Here is a 15,084-nt window from a genome sequence, read left to right as displayed (position 1 = left end):
CGTGTACGGGCTGCGAGCTGCACGGGTACGCGCAACGTGCAGTATTTCCGTACACTGCGCTGTTGTGTCCTTTACCGATGCGACGATCGCACGGCTGCCAAGTCCGATCCGGCCGTACTTCGAGCGCCATCACGAACTGATCAAGTTCGCGATCGTCGGCGCGACGACGTTCGTCATCGACACCTCGGTCTTCTACACGCTCAAGCTCACGGTGCTCGAGCCCAAGCCGGTGACGGCGAAGATCATCGCGGGCATCGTCGCGGTGATCGCGTCCTACATCCTCAATCGCGAGTGGAGCTTCCGCGACCGCGGCGGTCGCGAGCGCCACCACGAGGCGCTGCTGTTCTTCGGGTTCAGCGGCGTCGGCGTGCTGCTGAGCATGGCGCCGCTGTGGTTCTCCAGCTACGTACTGATGCTGCGGGTGCCCGAGGTCAGCCTGACCGTGGAGAACATCGCCGACTTCATCTCGGCCTACATCATCGGCAACCTGCTGCAGATGGCGTTCCGGTTCTGGGCGTTCCGCCGCTGGGTGTTCCCCGACGAGTTCGGCCGCAACCCGGACAAGGCGGTCGAGTCGCTCACCGCGGGCGGGCTCGCCGAGGCCATGGAGGACGTCCACGAGCACGAAGAGGTCGCCGCCGCCGAGCACGCGGTCGGCAACGTCACCCCGCTGAAGCCGCGGCGGCGCGCCAGGCGGCTGGCTCAGCTCGGCGACTCGTCCGAGCCCAGGGTGTCGAAGACCTCGTGATACAGCAGCGAGTGGACTCTTTCCACTCGCGGAATGTCGTCGAATGCGAGCGGATCCTGCGCCGCTGACTCGACGATCAGCGTGCCCGTGCGCAGAACGCGGTCGAGCAGGCCGTGCCGGAACTCGACGCTGTTGATCCGCGCCAGCGGGATGTCGATTCCCGACCGGGTCAACAGCCCGTGGCGGAACATCACGCGGCGGTCGGTGATCACGAAGTGCGTCGTCAGCCAGTTGAGGAACGGCCACAGCGTCAACCATCCGATGATCACCAGCCAGATCACGGCGATCACGATCAGCACGACGTTGCGTGCGGTCTGATCCCAGTCGAGGGTGTTGAGGTAGCCGGCGAGTACCGCGGCCGCCGCGGTCGCCAGCAGCAGCACCGCCACCGGGCCGATCAGCCGCTTCCAATGCGGGTGCCGGTGCAGCACGACCTGTTCATCGGCAGCGAGCACATTGTCGGGATAACCCATGACGATGACCTTAGAGCGATTCGGCCGCTCGCAAGTGGACGATGTCGCCCGCGGACACCGTCGTCGGCCCGCCGTCGGTGTCGAGCAAGAGCCTGCCCTGGCCGTCGATGCCACGCGCAACCCCGACGAGTTCACGGTCACCGGGGAGCAGCGCGCGTACGGTCATCCCGAGTGTCAGGCTCCGCGCCCGGTAGGCGGCGATCAGGTCGGCGTCGACACCACCGGCCCGCCGCCATGAATCGATCCGGCTACCGAGTTCGTGCAGTATCCGGCCGATCAGGCGTTGCCGGTCGGGGTGCGCGACGCCGAGGTCGACCAGCGACGTGACCCCGTCGATGCCCACCTCGTCGGCCCGCAGCGAGACGTTGAGCCCGACACCGATCACCACGGCCCGGTCCGCGGCGGCGACCTCGGCGAGGATGCCGGCCAGCTTGCCGCCGCCGGCCAGGACATCGTTGGGCCACTTCAAGCCCGCATCCACGCCGGCGTCGGCGACCGCGTCGACGACGGCCACCCCGGTCGCCAGCGGCAGCAACCCCCACGCGTCGCCGCGCACCGCGGCCGCGTCGACGCCCACCGACATCGTGATCTGTGCGAATGGGACCGCCGACCAGCTTCGCCCGCGCCGACCGCGGCCCGCGGTCTGGTTCTCGGCGATCAGCACGGCTCCGGCGATGTCCTCACCGCGTCCTGCGCGCGCGATCAGGTCGGCGTTCGTCGATCCGGTTTCGGCCACCACGTCGACACGACGCCATTCCGGCGAGCCGCGCAATACGTCGCCGCGCAACGCCGCAACGTCGAGCGGAACCCGTTCAGCGGTCATCGGAATCGGACTCCCATCTGAAGACTCGTTGAGCCCTCACTACTACCACCGGCGGCTCTCCACACGGTGCGCGAGGCAGCTTAAGGAGACCTTAAGGACGCGCCGTCAGTCCCGCGCGCCTCATTCGTTAGCATCGACGACCATGACCTCCGTTCAACAGCCGTCGGCCGAGCCGTCAGGCGAACACGAGATCGACATCCACACCACCGCGGGCAAGCTCGCCGATCTGCGTAGGCGAGCCGAGGAGACGCTGCACCCGGTCGGCGAGGAGGCGGTCGAGAAGACGCATGCCAAGGGCAAGCTCACCGCTCGCGAGCGCATTCTGGCTCTGCTGGACGAGGGTTCCTTCGTGGAGCTCGACGCGCTGGCCCGGCACCGCAGCACGAACTTCGGGCTGGAGGCCAACCGGCCGCTGGGCGACGGCGTGGTGACCGGGTACGGCACCATCGACGGTCGCGAAGTGTGCATCTTCAGCCAGGACGCGACCGTCTTCGGCGGCAGCCTCGGCGAGGTTTACGGCGAGAAGATCGTCAAGGTGCAGGAACTCGCGATCAAGACCGGGCGGCCGCTGATCGGCATCAACGACGGTGCGGGCGCGCGCATCCAGGAGGGCGTCGTCTCGCTCGGCCTGTACAGCAACATCTTCCACAACAACATCCGGGCCTCGGGCGTCATCCCCCAGATCTCGCTCATCATGGGCGCCGCGGCCGGTGGTCACGTCTACTCCCCCGCGCTCACCGATTTCGTCGTCATGGTCGACCAGACCAGCCAGATGTTCATCACCGGGCCGGACGTCATCAAGACCGTCACCGGCGAAGAGGTGACGATGGAAGAGCTCGGCGGCGCGCACACGCACATGGCGAAGTCCGGGCTGGCGCATTACGTGGCCTCCGGCGAGCAGGACGCGTTCGACTACGTCCGCGAACTGCTGTCGTACTTGCCGTCCAACAACCGGGCCGACCCGCCGCGCTATCCCGCGTCGGCGCCCGAGGGCGCCATCGAGGAGAACCTCACCGAAGAGGACCTCGAGCTGGACACGCTGATTCCGGATTCGCCGAACCAGCCCTACGACATGCACGAGGTCATCGTTCGCATGCTGGACGACGACGAGTTCCTCGAGGTGCAGGCCGGTTACGCGCAGAACATCATCGTCGGGTTCGGCCGCATCGAGGGGCGCCCGGTGGGCATCGTGGCCAACCAGCCGACGCAGTTCGCGGGCTGCCTCGACATCAACGCCTCCGAGAAGGCGGCCCGGTTCGTGCGAACCTGCGACTGCTTCAACGTCCCCATCGTGATGCTGGTCGACGTGCCGGGCTTCCTGCCAGGCACCGATCAGGAGTACAACGGCATCATCCGGCGCGGCGCCAAGCTGCTCTACGCCTACGGCGAAGCCACGGTCGCCAAGATCACGGTGATCACCCGCAAGGCCTACGGCGGCGCCTACTGCGTGATGGGCTCCAAGGAGATGGGCGCCGACGTCAACGTGGCCTGGCCGACCGCGCAGATCGCCGTGATGGGCGCTTCGGGCGCCGTCGGTTTCGTCTACCGCTCGAAGCTCAAGGAGGCCGCCAAGAGCGGCGAGGACGTCGACGCGCTGCGGCTGCAACTCCAGCAGGAGTACGAGGACACTCTGGTCAACCCCTACATCGCGGCCGAACGCGGCTACGTCGACGCGGTCATCCCGCCGTCGCACACCCGCGGCTACGTCGCGACCGCGCTACGCCTGCTGGAACGCAAGATCGCGCAGGTGCCGCCGAAGAAGCACGGGAACATCCCCCTGTGAGCGGGGCGAACAATGAGGCTCCTGTGAGCGGGCCGAACGAGGTGCTCACCGATCACGAGGCGCACCTCCAGGTCGTCAGGGGTGAGCCGACGGACGAGGAGATGGCCGCGCTGATGGCCGTGCTGGCCGCCGCCTCGAGCGTCCCCGGCGAGCCGCGCGAGCAGGAGGAGAACCTCTGGGGTCATCCGGTCGACCGGCTGCGCTACACGCCGTTCAGCTGGCAGCGGGTGACGCTCGTGGAACGGACACACATGCGCCGACGGTGACGCGGGTAGTCCTCGCGTCCGCGTCGCCCGGTCGCCGAAAGGTGTTGCGGCAGGCCGGGATCGATCCTCTCGTCATCGTGTCCGGCGTCGACGAGGATGCCGTCGCCGCCGGCCTGCACCCCGCTGCCACCCCCGCCGAGGTGACGGTCGCGCTGGCGGCGGCGAAAGCTGACGCGGTGCTCGACGGCCTCGAGCCCGCGGTCGCCGCGGATTGCGTCGTGATCGGGTGTGACTCGATGCTCTACTTCGACGGGGAGCTGCTGGGCAAGCCACCGGCACCGGACGCGGCGTTGGCCGGCTGGAAGCGGATGGCGGGCAGCTCCGGGCAGCTGTACACCGGGCATTGCGTGGTCCGGTTGCGCGACAACGTCGTCCAGCACCGGGTTGCCGAGTCGGCGGCCACCACGGTCCGTTTCGGGGTGCCGTCGCCGCGCGATCTCGAGTACTACATCGGCAGCGGCGAGCCGACCGCGGTGGCGGGCGGATTCACGCTCGACGGGCTGGGCGGCTGGTTCGTCGACGGGGTGGACGGCGATCCGTCCTCCGTGATCGGCATCGGACTACCGCTCGTCCGCAGGCTGATCGGGGACGCCGGCCTGTCCCTTGCCGAGCTTTGGCAGGCGAATCGGCCTGAGTAGGCTTGCGGTGTGCCATTGCCTGCCGATCCAGACCCCGCCCTGCAGTCATACGCCCACCCAGAACGGCTGGTGACCGCCGACTGGTTGTCGGCGAACCTCGGCCGTCCCGGGCTGGCGATCGTCGAGTCGGACGAGGACGTGCTGCTCTACGACACCGGGCACATCCCCGGCGCCGTCAAGGTCGACTGGCACACCGACCTCAATGATCCCAACGTGCGCGACTACATCACCGGCGCGCAGTTCGCCGAGTTGATGAACCGCAAGGGCATCTCCCGCGACGACACCGTGGTGATCTACGGCGACAAGAGCAACTGGTGGGCGGCATACGCCCTGTGGGTGTTCACGCTGTTCGGCCATCCCGACGTCCGCCTGCTCAACGGCGGGCGCGACCTGTGGATCTCCGACGGCCGTGAGACCACCCTCGATGTGCCGAACAAGCAGTCCACCGGCTACCCCGTCGTCGAGCGCGACGACGCGCCGATCCGCGCGTTCAAGGACGACGTGCTCGGCTCGCTCGGCGCCGCGCCGCTGATCGACGTCCGCTCCCCGCAGGAGTACACCGGCGAGCGCACCCACATGCCCGACTACCCCGAGGAGGGTGCCCTGCGGGGCGGCCACGTGCCCACCGCGCGTTCCATCCCGTGGGCCAAGGCCGCCGACGACAGCGGCCGGTTCCGCAGTCGCCCCGAACTCGAGGAGCTGTACGGCTTTCTGACCCCCGACGACAAGACGATCGTGTACTGCCGCATCGGCGAACGCTCGAGCCACACCTGGTTCGTGCTGACCCACCTGCTCGGCCTGCCGGGCGTGCGCAACTACGACGGCTCGTGGACCGAGTGGGGCAACGCGGTACGGGTTCCGGTGGCCGTCGGACCCGAACCAGGGGAGGCCCCGGGCTCCTCATGACCGCGATGCCGGCCGCGCTGGCCGAGGTGGTCTCGGACTTCAAAGAGGTCCAGGGCCAGGACAAGCTGCAACTGCTGCTGGAGTTCGCCAACGAGCTGCCGCCGCTGCCCGCCGACCTCGAAGAGGCCGCGATGGAGCCGGTGCCCGAGTGCCAGTCCCCGCTGTTCCTGCATGTCGACGCGGACGACCGCGAACACGTCCGGCTGTTTTTCAGCGCGCCCGCCGAAGCCCCCACGACCCGCGGTTTCGCCGCGATTCTGGCGACCGGGCTGGACGATCTCACGGCCGAGGAAATCCTCGGTGTGCCCGACGACTTCTACTCCGAGCTGGGCCTCGCGGCGCTGATCAGCCCGCTGCGGCTGCGCGGTATGTCCGCGATGCTCACGCGCATCAAGAACCGGCTCCGCTGACCGATTTCTTCAGTTACCGACCGGTAAGGGACCGCCTCGCCGAGCCCTCGGCTACGCCCCTTAAACTTTCCCGGGTTACATTCCTAAAGACGTTTCTTAGAGAACATGCCGTCAGGAGGCGCAGTGGCAAGTCACGCCAGCTCGAAGATCTCCAAGGTGCTGGTCGCCAATCGCGGGGAGATCGCGGTTCGGGTGATCAGGGCCGCCAAGGATGCGGGGCTGCAGAGCGTGGCCGTGTACGCCGAACCCGACGCCGACGCCCCTCACGTCCGGCTCGCCGACGAGGCTTTCGCCCTCGGCGGCCAGACGTCGGCGGAGTCCTATCTGGTCTTCGAGAAGCTGCTCGACGCCGCCGAGAAGTCCGGTGCCAACGCGGTGCACCCGGGCTACGGGTTCCTCTCCGAGAACGCCGATTTCGCACAGGCGGTCATCGACGCGGGCCTGATCTGGATCGGGCCCAGCCCGCAGTCCATCCGCGACCTCGGCGACAAGGTCACCGCGCGCCACATCGCCGCGCGCGCCAAGGCTCCGCTGGTGCCGGGCACACCGGATCCGGTCAAGAACGCCGACGAGGTCGTCGCGTTCGCCGAGGAGTACGGCGTGCCGATCGCGATCAAGGCCGCCTTCGGCGGCGGCGGCCGCGGTATGAAGGTGGCCCGCACCATCGAGGAGATCCCCGAACTGTACGAATCGGCGGTCCGCGAGGCGGTCGCGGCGTTCGGCCGCGGTGAGTGCTTCGTCGAGCGCTATCTGGACAAGCCCCGACACGTCGAGGCGCAGGTGATCGCCGACCAGCACGGCAACGTCGTCGTCGCCGGCACCCGGGACTGCTCGCTGCAGCGCCGCTTCCAGAAACTGGTCGAGGAGGCGCCCGCGCCATTTCTCACCGACGCGCAGCGCAAGGAGATCCACGAGTCGGCCAAGCGCATCTGCAAGGAGTCCGGATACTACGGCGCCGGCACCGTCGAGTACCTCGTCGGCCAGGACGGCCTGATCTCGTTCCTCGAGGTCAACACCCGCCTGCAGGTCGAGCACCCGGTGACCGAGGAGACCTCGGGCATCGACCTGGTGCGCCAGCAGTTCCGCATCGCCAACGGCGAACCGCTCGACATCACCGAGGATCCGACGCCGCGCGGGCACTCCATCGAGTTCCGCATCAACGGCGAGGACGCCGGACGCGGCTTCCTGCCGGCACCGGGTCCGGTGACGAAGTTCGAGGCCCCGCAGGGCCCCGGTATCCGCCTGGACTCCGGCGTGGAGACCGGTTCGGTGATCGGCGGTCAGTTCGACTCGATGCTGGCCAAGCTGATCGTCACCGGCGCGAATCGCCAAGAGGCCCTGGAGCGTTCGCGTCGCGCGCTCGACGAGTTCACCGTCGAGGGCCTGGCCACGGTCATCCCGTTCCACCGCGCCGTGGTGTCCGATCCCGCCTTCATCGGCGACGACAACGGCTTCACGGTGCACACCCGCTGGATCGAGACCGAGTGGGACAACTCCATCGAACCGTTCACCGGTGGCGACCCGATCGAGGAAGAGGACACCGTCCCACGGCAGACCGTTGTCGTGGAGGTCGGCGGCCGGCGCCTCGAGGTGTCGCTGCCCGGTGACCTGGCGCTCGGCGGCGGCGGCGCTGTAAGCGGAAATGCCGGCAGTGTTGTTCGTAAGAAGCCCAAGGCGCGCAAGCGCGGCGGGGGCGGCGGAGCGGCCGCGTCCGGCGACGCGGTGACCGCGCCGATGCAGGGTACGGTGGTCAAGGTCGCCGTCGAGGAGGGACAGCAGGTCTCCGCCGGCGACCTCGTCGTGGTGCTCGAGGCGATGAAGATGGAAAACCCCGTCACCGCGCACAAGGACGGCACCGTCACCGGCCTGGCCGTCGAGCCCGGCGCCGCCATCACCCAGGGCACGGTGCTGGCCGAGATCAAGTAAGGACAATCCCGCCGAGCAGACGCGAAGTGTCCTGAAAAGCGGCAATTTTGGGTCACTTCGTGTCTGCTCGCGCTAGATGGGCGACATGGAGCCAGTGGAGATCAACGCGGGCGCGTGCTACCTACGCGCGCTGCGCTGCGACGACCGCATCGACGACCGACCCGCATTGGCGGAGTTGGGCAACAGCGACGCCGGTTATGTGCGGATGCGGGCGGCGCAGTGGGAGTCGGACACCATGTATTCGTGGGCGGTGTGCGAGCCGACGACGGGTGAACTGCTCGCCGAGGTGACGCTGTCACCGGCCACCGGGAACATCACCCTGCGTGCCCGGCACGGCCACGCCGAGGCCGCGCAGGCCGCAGGCGACGCCGTCCGGCGGTTCGCGGACTCGTTGGAGTAGCTACTTCACGTCGATGTCGCGGCCCGTCGCGAGGTCGGCGCAATCGACTGCGACGACGTCGTCGCGGCCGGCCAGGAATGCCCGCGCGCCCTCGTCGCCGTGGATTTGCCGCAGCAGCGTGGCCCAGTGCCTGCGCGCGATGACCACGGGATGGCCGGGCACCTGCCCGTAGCGGGCCCGCGCAAGCCCGGATGCCGAGCGGACCGCAGCGGCCACCACCCGGCGCACCACGTCGGCGCCGATGTCGGGGGTGTCGACGGTGTGCAGCACCGCGTACTCGGCATCCACCGCCGACAGGCCGGCCCGCACGGATGCCGACAGGCCGTCCGCCCACGCCTCGGCGACGACCGCACGCGCAGGCGGCGGCACCTCGACGATCGCCGCACCCAACACGACTACCACGTCAGCGCACCCGCCGTCGTGCAGCGCGTCGACACCGGCCTTGAGCCACTTTCCTTGTTCAGCAAGGACTTTCGGCATTCCGTACCGGGTGCCCGCGCCCGCGGCCAGCAGCACACCGGCGACCGTCGTCGTCACGGACACAAGTGTGCGATCCCGCCCGAGCGTGTGCAAAGTGCCGCGGTGTTGCGGCGTGTCGTGCGACAGACCCGCACGGTCGCGGGAAAGGGGGCAGGCGGTTGACCTGTGGCTATGCCGGTGATGTTGATACCGATTGTGGATGATCGAGATGCGGCGTAGGGTTCATCACAGGTTGAGTTCACAGCCAAGCTGGAAACGTCATCCACGGGCAGGGCAGCACATCTGCCGCTGCTACGAAGGCTTTGAAGACGCAGGGCCCCAAATTTTGACGTGAACCACAGTACGAATTGCACATTCACTGATGGAGTCACAAATGCCTGTTTCTCACACCCCACTGATCGATTCGGCACTGGTCGAATCCCACGATTGCCACACCGCGCATTTCGCCACCCGCCGGCTACAAGCAGATACCGCGATCATCACCGTGCAGGGCCAGATCGACGCGGCGAACGCTGCGGACCTGATCGACTATGCGCTGCGCCATGCCAGCGAGCTCGACTGTCTGCTGATCGACCTTTCCGGAGTCGATTTCTTCGGCACCGCAGGGTTTTCCGCGCTGCACACCCTCAACGTCCGTACTGCCGGCGAGGAGATCGGCTGGGTGATGCTGCCGAGCCCCGCGGTGAGCCGATTGCTGCGCATCTGCGATCCGGATGCCGCGCTGCCCGTAAGTGACAGCGTCGAGGCGGCGCTCTCAGCGCTACAGAGCGATCGGCCGCTACTGCAGCTGGTCCCGAAGCCGCGCTAGGGATTTCGCCAACAGCCGCGACACGTGCATCTGCGAGATGCCGACCCGTTCGGCGATCTGCGTCTGGGTGAGGGACTCGAAGAACCGCAGCAGCAACACCGTGCGTTCGCGCTCGGGTAACGCAGCGAGCAAGGGCCGCAACGCTTCCCGGTTCTCGATCTGGTCCAGGCCGAGGTCGACGTCGCCCAGTGTGTCGGCGATCGCGGGGGCGTCCTCGGTTCCGCTGCCGCCACTGTCGATCGACAGCGTGTTGTAGGAGCTGCCGGCGACCAGGCCCTCGACGACCTCGTCGCGATCCATGCCCAGCTCCGCGGCCAGCTCTGAGGCTGTCGGGGCGCGGCCGAGCCGCTGCGACAACTCCGCGGTCGCGGCGCCGAGCCGCAGGTGAAGTTCCTTGAGCCGCCGGGGCACCTTGACCGACCAGCTGTTGTCGCGGAAGTGCCGTCGGACTTCGCCCATGATGGTCGGCACCGCGAACGAGACGAAGTCCGAGCCCGCCTCGACGTCGAAGCGGATCACCGCGTTCACCAGGCCGACGCGAGCCACCTGGACGAGGTCTTCGCGCGGTTCGCCGCGTCCGTCGAAGCGGCGGGCGATGTGGTCGGCCAGCGGCAGGCAGCGCTCGACGATGCGATCGCGCTGCCGCTGGAACCTCGGCGAGTCCGCCGGCACATCCTTCAGCTCGCGGAACATGTCGGCGACATCCGCGTACTCAGAGTTCGAACGCGACGACGAACCCTGTGACGTCGGCGGCGTCACTGCAGCGTCGCTCGTCTCGTCGTCATGGAGATCCCGAACACCTGGGCGTTCTCGGGTCCCTGCCCGTTCTGGAAGGTCTTGACTTCGTCGGTCAGCGAGCTGAGCACGTGCCAGCTGAAGCTGCCCGGAGCCAAGATGTCGGAGTTCTTGCATGTGGTCGACGCGTCGATGATGACGGCGTCCTCCCGCGGGTCGATGACGAGCAGCAGCACGGAGTCGGGTACCGCCGACCGGATCAGCCTGGTACAGGCCTCGTCGACCGCGAGCCGCAGGTCGGCCACGGCGTCGAAGTCGAGGTCCTCGAACGTTGCCACCGCGGCGACGAGGGTGCGCAGCACCGCTAGGTTCTCGAGTTCGGCAGCGACCCGGAGTTCCACCGACCGCCCGCCGTGCCCGTGCCCGTTTTTCTTGTTGGCGACGTCGGCCATCTGACCTCCCGGCAATGTCGAAGCGAGATTACCCCAGGTCGAATCCCAGCTAACCACGAGTACTCCGGTTACCCGCCGCCAATGACGTGTGCCACACGTCAAGGCGGGTAATAACCCGGTCATGGAGCAGACTCGACGGCGAACGCACCTCGATCACACGGCCGGCGACCGAACGTCGGTCGCGCCGATGATGCGGTGAATGCGCCTGTGACGACCAACATTGCGATGGCGTGGCGAAGCCGGAGTTGTCCATGGTGGGAGTTCAATACCCCGCTGCGCTCGGATGCCAAACATGCGACTTCGCCGTAGCGTCGTGCGGGGTCCCGGCCTGCGACGGGTGCGCCGCGGCCGCGGGTTCTCCTACTACCAGCCCGACGGCACGCCGCTCACCGACGAGGCGACGCTGCAACGCATCAAGGATCTGGTGATCCCACCGGCCTGGAAGAAGGTGTGGATCTGCCCGTACCCCAACGGCCACATCCAGGCGGTTGGAACAGACGCTGCCGGAAGGCGTCAGTACCTGTACCACCAGCGGTGGCAGGAGGAGCGCAACGAGGAGAAGTTCGACCGGGTCCTGGAGATGTCGGCGGCGCTCCCCGAGATGCGCCGACGCATCGCCGCGGATCTGCGCAGCCGCGGCCTGGGCCGCGACCGCGTACTCGCGCTCGCACTGCACCTGCTCGACCTCGGTTATTTCCGCGCCGGCTCGGAGCAGTACGCCGAGGAGAACAACTCCTACGGAATCGCCACCTTGCTCTGCGAGCATGTGACTCTGCACGGCAACGCCATCGAGTTCGACTTCCCCGCCAAGAGCGGGGTGCGACGGACGCTGACGATCGACGATCCCGAAGCGGTCCGCTCGGTGCGGTCGCTGTTGCGACGCCCGCAGCGTACGGAGCGGTTGCTGGTGTGCCGCAACGGTTCCAGTTGGACCGACATCCACGCCGACGACCTCAACACCCGGTTCAAGGAACTCGTCGGCGAAGAGTACACGGTCAAGGATCTGCGGACCTGGCACGGCACCGTGCTGGCGGCGGCGGCATTCGTCGACGCCGACCCACCGGTCAACAAGACGGTGACCAAGCGGGTCGAGTCCGCGGTGATGAAAGAGGTCGCCGAAGAGTTGGGCAACACCCCCGCGGTGGCTCGGGGCTCGTACGTCGACCCGAGAGTCGTCGAGGGCTACGAGTCCGGTCTCACGATCGCCGCAGGTGTGCGCCGCGCGGCGCGGACGAAGACCCTCGCCGAACGTCAAGAGGTGCTCGACCGCAGCACCGCGGGCCTGATCCGCAAGGTCGCCAAAGGTCAGTAGCCCGAAGGGGTTCCGTTTCCCAGGTAGGTCAATCTGAGGCCGGCGAGCGCCGACGGGTCGAGCAGGTTGCGGGTATCGACGACGACGGCTCCCGGGGCCTGTTCGGCGATCAGGGCCCAGTCGAGTTCGCGGAACTCCGGCCATTCGGTGAGCACGACGATCGCGTCGGCGTCCTTGGTGGCGAGGTAGGGATCGTCGACCGCGACGATCGACGAGGCCCGCAGCCGCGTGTGGTCCATCGCCGGCAGTCGGGGGTCGTAGCCGGTGACCTGCGCGCCGGCCCGGCCCAGATCCGCGCAGATGGTCAACGCCGGCGAGTCGCGCAAATCAGCGGTGCCGGCCTTGAATGTCAGGCCCAAAGCGGTGATTCGGGACCTGCCGAGCGGGGTTCCGATGGCGCGGGACACCGTCGACGCGACGCGCGCGGATTGTCCGGCGTTGGTGAGGCGGGCGGACTCGATCTCCGGCAGCCGCACGTCGGCCTGATCGGCGGTGTGCAGGATGGCCGCGGTGTCCTTGGGCAGGCAGGATCCGCCCCACCCGGGTCCGGGCTGCAGGAAATGCGGGCCGATGCGCACATCGGCGCCCATGCAGCGGGTGACGTCGCCGATGTCGGCGCCCAGCCGTGCGCACAGCTGCGCCAGCGAGTTGGCGTAGGAGATCTTCACGGCGAGAAAGGCATTGCTGGCATACTTCGCCAGCTCCGCGCTCTCCGGGCTCATCGTGAAGGTCTGGGCGTGGTTTCCGTACACGCGCGACACCAGATCGGCGGCGTCGGCGTCTTCGGCTCCGATGACGATGCGGTCCGGGTTGCGGAAGTCGTAGACGGCGTGGCTCTCGCGCAGGAACTCCGGATTGGACACCGCCCGAATCCCGGCCTGCTGCACCCGCTCGGCGATCCGGCGGGTGGTGCCGACCGGCACCGTCGACTTGAGCACCACCACCGAACCCGGCCGCAGCACGGTGACGAGGTGATCGACCGCGTTGTCGACCGCGGACAGGTCCGCCGATCCGTCCGATCCGCTCGGCGTCGGCACGCAGACGAACACCACGTCGCAGTCGGCCAGATCCCGGTATTCGACGGTGAATTCGAGTTTTCCGGCGGCCAGGCCCTGGCGCAGCAGTTCGGCCATCCCCGGTTCGTCGAGCAGCGGCACGCCGTTGCGGAGCTGGTCGACGCGCGACGCGTCGACATCGACGCACACCGTGTCGTGGCCACGCTCGGCAAGGCACACCGCGGTCGTCAGGCCAACGTAGCCCGCGCCGATCACACCCGCCCGAAAGGTGTTCATGCACAGTCCTTCAGCAGAGTCTCGGTGGCGTGGAGCACCCGTGGAACGGTGATCAGCAGCAGCCCGGGATGCGGGCGGTCGGCATGTGGATCCCCCTTGTCGCCGGCCCAGACGGCGATGTGCGGTCCGGACCCCCTGGGACCCCACCGGTTCGGCGGTGTCGGGCCGAACAGCAACACCGACGGGGTGCCCGTCGCGGTGGCGATGTGGCCGACGCCGGTGTCACCGCAGATCAGCAGCCGGCAGTCGCTGATCAACGCGACCAGTTCGAGCAGGCCGAGAGTCCCTGCCAGCACCGCCGATGGCGGCAACCCAGCGGCGTCTGCCACCGACCGCGCGAGGCCGACCTCGCTGGCGTCTCCGGTGACGACCACGTCGTAGCCGCGGCCGTGCAGTGCGGCCGCGACCTCTGCGAAGCGCTCCGGCGGCCAGCGCCGCGCGGCGAACGCGGCACCCGGATGGACGACGACCACTGAGGAGCGGTCCGGAAACCCTTCCGGCCGTGGGATCGTCAGATCCTCTGGATCGCAGGAAATTCCGGCCCACTCGAGCAGAGCGCACCAGCGGTCCACCTCATGCAGTTCCACACGCCACAATGGTCCGTCGAGATCGGGGTACATGGAGTGCCGGTGGCTGATCAGGGCGTGGGGACGCAACGTGAGCAGGTCGGCGATGCTCTCCGGGCCGCTGCCGTGCAGATTCACCGCGAGCGCGGGCGGCCCACTGCCGGGGCGCAACTGACCGAGGGCCGGCGTCGGGACGACCTCGTCGACGGCCCCCGAGAGCATCGCCAGTTCCGCGTACCGCTCGCCGGTGGCGAGCACGATGTGCGCATGCGGGTGAGCGCGCCGCAGCCCGCGCAGCGCCGGAACGCCGGTGAGCAGATCGCCGAGGCCCAACGCGCGCAGGACCACGATGGTGTCGGGGCTCACGGCCACGAAGACTCTGTCGACGCACACACCACGAGCTCGCGCACCTCACAGCCCGCAGGTTGGGACAGCGCGAAAACCACGGTGTCGGCCACATGCTCGGGCTGGTTGAGCTTGGCGTCGGGCGGTGGCTTGTACTGCTCATCACGGCTGTCGAAGAACGCGGTGTGCATACCGCCGGGGATCAGCGTGGTGACCCCCACCTCGCCCGCCAGCTCGGCCGCCAATGCCCGGGAGAAACCGATCACCCCGAACTTGGATGCGCAGTACGCGGTCGCGTCGCTGACGGCCTTGATGCCCAATGTCGAAGCGCACGTGACGATCCGACCGCCGGTGTCCTTCAGGTAGGGCAACGCCGAGCGGATCACCGCCGCCGTGCCGAGCAGGTTGACGTGGATGACGCGTTCCCAGTCCTTGACTGCGACATCGCCGAGCTTGCCGCAGACATCGGTGCCGCCCGCGGTGAACACGCCGTGAATCCGACCGCCAGCCTGTTCGGCAAGCCTGCGCACCGCCGCGTCGACGGCCTCGGTGTCGGCGAGGTCGGCGCGGGCGAACGCCACTGGCGGGTCGTCGGCCTGCGGATCGTTGCGGTCGATGACCAGTGGTGTGCCACCTTGGCGCGCAACGGCTTTCACAGTGGCCGCGCCGAGACCGGACGCGCCTCCGGTGATGATGATGTTGCCCAAAGCCATCTGCGACT

The 15,084-nt window shown here is 68.2% G+C and carries 18 protein-coding genes; 10 read left to right on the top strand and 8 right to left on the bottom strand.

What is annotated here, in order from left to right; genetic code table 11:
- The first annotated feature begins 64 nt into the window (after positions 1-64).
- Complete coding sequence (locus tag AU188_RS21775) at positions 65-748, top strand: GtrA family protein (RefSeq protein WP_059165561.1); 684 nt, start codon at positions 65-67, stop codon at positions 746-748.
- Here AU188_RS21775 and AU188_RS21770 read toward each other — a convergent pair.
- On the bottom strand, positions 703-1,221 hold the full coding sequence (locus AU188_RS21770; protein WP_059165560.1) for a PH domain-containing protein: 519 nt from the start codon (positions 1,219-1,221) through the stop codon (positions 703-705). The two genes, AU188_RS21775 and AU188_RS21770, sit on opposite strands and share 46 nt — an antisense overlap.
- Positions 1,222-1,231: 10 nt before the next feature.
- Positions 1,232-2,044 (bottom strand): biotin--[acetyl-CoA-carboxylase] ligase, encoded by an 813-nt coding sequence (locus AU188_RS21765; protein WP_059165559.1) that lies wholly within the window; start codon positions 2,042-2,044, stop codon positions 1,232-1,234.
- A gap of 142 nt (positions 2,045-2,186) precedes the next feature.
- On the opposite strand from AU188_RS21765, the gene AU188_RS21760 reads away from it, so the two are divergent.
- From AU188_RS21760 to AU188_RS21730, 7 genes are all read left to right on the top strand, one after another.
- Positions 2,187-3,827 carry an acyl-CoA carboxylase subunit beta gene (locus tag AU188_RS21760; protein ID WP_059165558.1) on the top strand — a complete coding sequence of 547 codons (1,641 nt, stop codon included), beginning with the start codon at positions 2,187-2,189 and terminating at the stop codon, positions 3,825-3,827.
- Positions 3,824-4,093: an acyl-CoA carboxylase epsilon subunit gene (locus AU188_RS21755; protein ID WP_059165557.1), complete on the top strand. Its 270-nt coding sequence runs from the start codon at positions 3,824-3,826 to the stop codon at positions 4,091-4,093. The genes AU188_RS21760 and AU188_RS21755 overlap by 4 nt, the downstream gene beginning before the upstream one ends.
- A complete protein-coding gene (locus AU188_RS21750) occupies positions 4,090-4,731 on the top strand; it encodes a Maf family protein (protein WP_059165556.1) in 642 nt (213 codons plus the stop codon). The genes AU188_RS21755 and AU188_RS21750 overlap by 4 nt, the downstream gene beginning before the upstream one ends.
- A 9-nt stretch (positions 4,732-4,740) precedes the next feature.
- A complete protein-coding gene (locus tag AU188_RS21745; RefSeq protein WP_059165555.1) occupies positions 4,741-5,637 on the top strand; it encodes a sulfurtransferase in 897 nt (298 codons plus the stop codon).
- Positions 5,634-6,047 (top strand): SufE family protein, encoded by a 414-nt coding sequence (locus AU188_RS21740; protein WP_059165554.1) that lies wholly within the window; start codon positions 5,634-5,636, stop codon positions 6,045-6,047. The genes AU188_RS21745 and AU188_RS21740 overlap by 4 nt, the downstream gene beginning before the upstream one ends.
- Positions 6,048-6,170: 123 nt before the next feature.
- Positions 6,171-7,973: an acetyl-CoA carboxylase biotin carboxylase subunit gene (locus tag AU188_RS21735; protein ID WP_059165553.1), complete on the top strand. Its 1,803-nt coding sequence runs from the start codon at positions 6,171-6,173 to the stop codon at positions 7,971-7,973.
- Positions 7,974-8,058: 85 nt separating this feature from the next.
- Complete coding sequence (locus tag AU188_RS21730) at positions 8,059-8,373, top strand: hypothetical protein (RefSeq protein WP_059165716.1); 315 nt, start codon at positions 8,059-8,061, stop codon at positions 8,371-8,373.
- Here the strand turns inward: AU188_RS21730 and AU188_RS21725 are convergent, their stop codons facing one another.
- A complete protein-coding gene (locus AU188_RS21725; RefSeq protein ID WP_502687633.1) occupies positions 8,374-8,910 on the bottom strand; it encodes a nucleotidyltransferase family protein in 537 nt (178 codons plus the stop codon).
- Positions 8,911-9,226: 316 nt separating this feature from the next.
- Here AU188_RS21725 and AU188_RS21720 point away from each other — a divergent pair, with 316 nt between their 5' ends.
- On the top strand, positions 9,227-9,661 hold the full coding sequence (locus AU188_RS21720) for an STAS domain-containing protein (RefSeq protein WP_059165715.1): 435 nt from the start codon (positions 9,227-9,229) through the stop codon (positions 9,659-9,661).
- Here AU188_RS21720 and AU188_RS21715 read toward each other — a convergent pair.
- The gene (locus AU188_RS21715) at positions 9,632-10,354 is read right to left on the bottom strand and encodes an RNA polymerase sigma factor SigF (protein ID WP_502687634.1); all 723 of its coding nucleotides are present in this window, start codon (positions 10,352-10,354) and stop codon (positions 9,632-9,634) included. The genes AU188_RS21720 and AU188_RS21715 overlap by 30 nt on opposite strands.
- A gap of 62 nt (positions 10,355-10,416) precedes the next feature.
- On the bottom strand, positions 10,417-10,848 hold the full coding sequence (locus tag AU188_RS21710; protein WP_059099048.1) for an ATP-binding protein: 432 nt from the start codon (positions 10,846-10,848) through the stop codon (positions 10,417-10,419).
- A gap of 292 nt (positions 10,849-11,140) precedes the next feature.
- Here AU188_RS21710 and AU188_RS21705 point away from each other — a divergent pair, with 292 nt between their 5' ends.
- Positions 11,141-12,160, top strand: a complete 1,020-nt coding sequence (locus AU188_RS21705) for a DNA topoisomerase IB (RefSeq protein WP_059165550.1) — start codon at positions 11,141-11,143, stop codon at positions 12,158-12,160.
- Here AU188_RS21705 and AU188_RS21700 read toward each other — a convergent pair.
- The 3 genes from AU188_RS21700 to AU188_RS21690 are packed head-to-tail and all read right to left on the bottom strand — an operon-like array spanning position 12,154 to position 15,076.
- The gene (locus AU188_RS21700) at positions 12,154-13,452 is read right to left on the bottom strand and encodes a UDP-glucose dehydrogenase family protein (protein ID WP_059165549.1); all 1,299 of its coding nucleotides are present in this window, start codon (positions 13,450-13,452) and stop codon (positions 12,154-12,156) included. The genes AU188_RS21705 and AU188_RS21700 overlap by 7 nt on opposite strands.
- Positions 13,449-14,390, bottom strand: a complete 942-nt coding sequence (locus tag AU188_RS21695; protein WP_059165548.1) for a glycosyltransferase family 9 protein — start codon at positions 14,388-14,390, stop codon at positions 13,449-13,451. The genes AU188_RS21700 and AU188_RS21695 overlap by 4 nt, the downstream gene beginning before the upstream one ends.
- Positions 14,381-15,076 (bottom strand): SDR family oxidoreductase, encoded by a 696-nt coding sequence (locus AU188_RS21690; RefSeq protein WP_059165714.1) that lies wholly within the window; start codon positions 15,074-15,076, stop codon positions 14,381-14,383. Before AU188_RS21690 ends, AU188_RS21695 begins: the two co-directional genes overlap by 10 nt.
- Positions 15,077-15,084 lie beyond the last annotated feature (8 nt).

This window comes from Mycobacterium sp. IS-3022, assembly GCF_001500065.1.
Taxonomy (GTDB): domain Bacteria; phylum Actinomycetota; class Actinomycetes; order Mycobacteriales; family Mycobacteriaceae; genus Mycobacterium.
The sequence above is the reverse complement of the archived record's forward strand: the minus strand, read 5'-3'. Positions and strand labels throughout refer to the sequence as shown.

Coding starts and splice junctions, on each gene's coding strand:
- AU188_RS21690 (WP_059165714.1), bottom strand. CDS start 15,076: ATGGCTTTGGGCAACATCATCATCACCGGAGGCGCGTCCGGTCTCGGC.
- AU188_RS21765 (WP_059165559.1), bottom strand. CDS start 2,044: ATGACCGCTGAACGGGTTCCGCTCGACGTTGCGGCGTTGCGCGGCGAC.
- AU188_RS21705 (WP_059165550.1), top strand. CDS start 11,141: ATGCGACTTCGCCGTAGCGTCGTGCGGGGTCCCGGCCTGCGACGGGTG.
- AU188_RS21760 (WP_059165558.1), top strand. CDS start 2,187: ATGACCTCCGTTCAACAGCCGTCGGCCGAGCCGTCAGGCGAACACGAG.
- AU188_RS21720 (WP_059165715.1), top strand. CDS start 9,227: ATGCCTGTTTCTCACACCCCACTGATCGATTCGGCACTGGTCGAATCC.
- AU188_RS21730 (WP_059165716.1), top strand. CDS start 8,059: ATGGAGCCAGTGGAGATCAACGCGGGCGCGTGCTACCTACGCGCGCTG.
- AU188_RS21715 (WP_502687634.1), bottom strand. CDS start 10,354: ATGTTCCGCGAGCTGAAGGATGTGCCGGCGGACTCGCCGAGGTTCCAG.
- AU188_RS21740 (WP_059165554.1), top strand. CDS start 5,634: ATGACCGCGATGCCGGCCGCGCTGGCCGAGGTGGTCTCGGACTTCAAA.
- AU188_RS21710 (WP_059099048.1), bottom strand. CDS start 10,848: ATGGCCGACGTCGCCAACAAGAAAAACGGGCACGGGCACGGCGGGCGG.
- AU188_RS21770 (WP_059165560.1), bottom strand. CDS start 1,221: ATGGGTTATCCCGACAATGTGCTCGCTGCCGATGAACAGGTCGTGCTG.
- AU188_RS21700 (WP_059165549.1), bottom strand. CDS start 13,452: ATGAACACCTTTCGGGCGGGTGTGATCGGCGCGGGCTACGTTGGCCTG.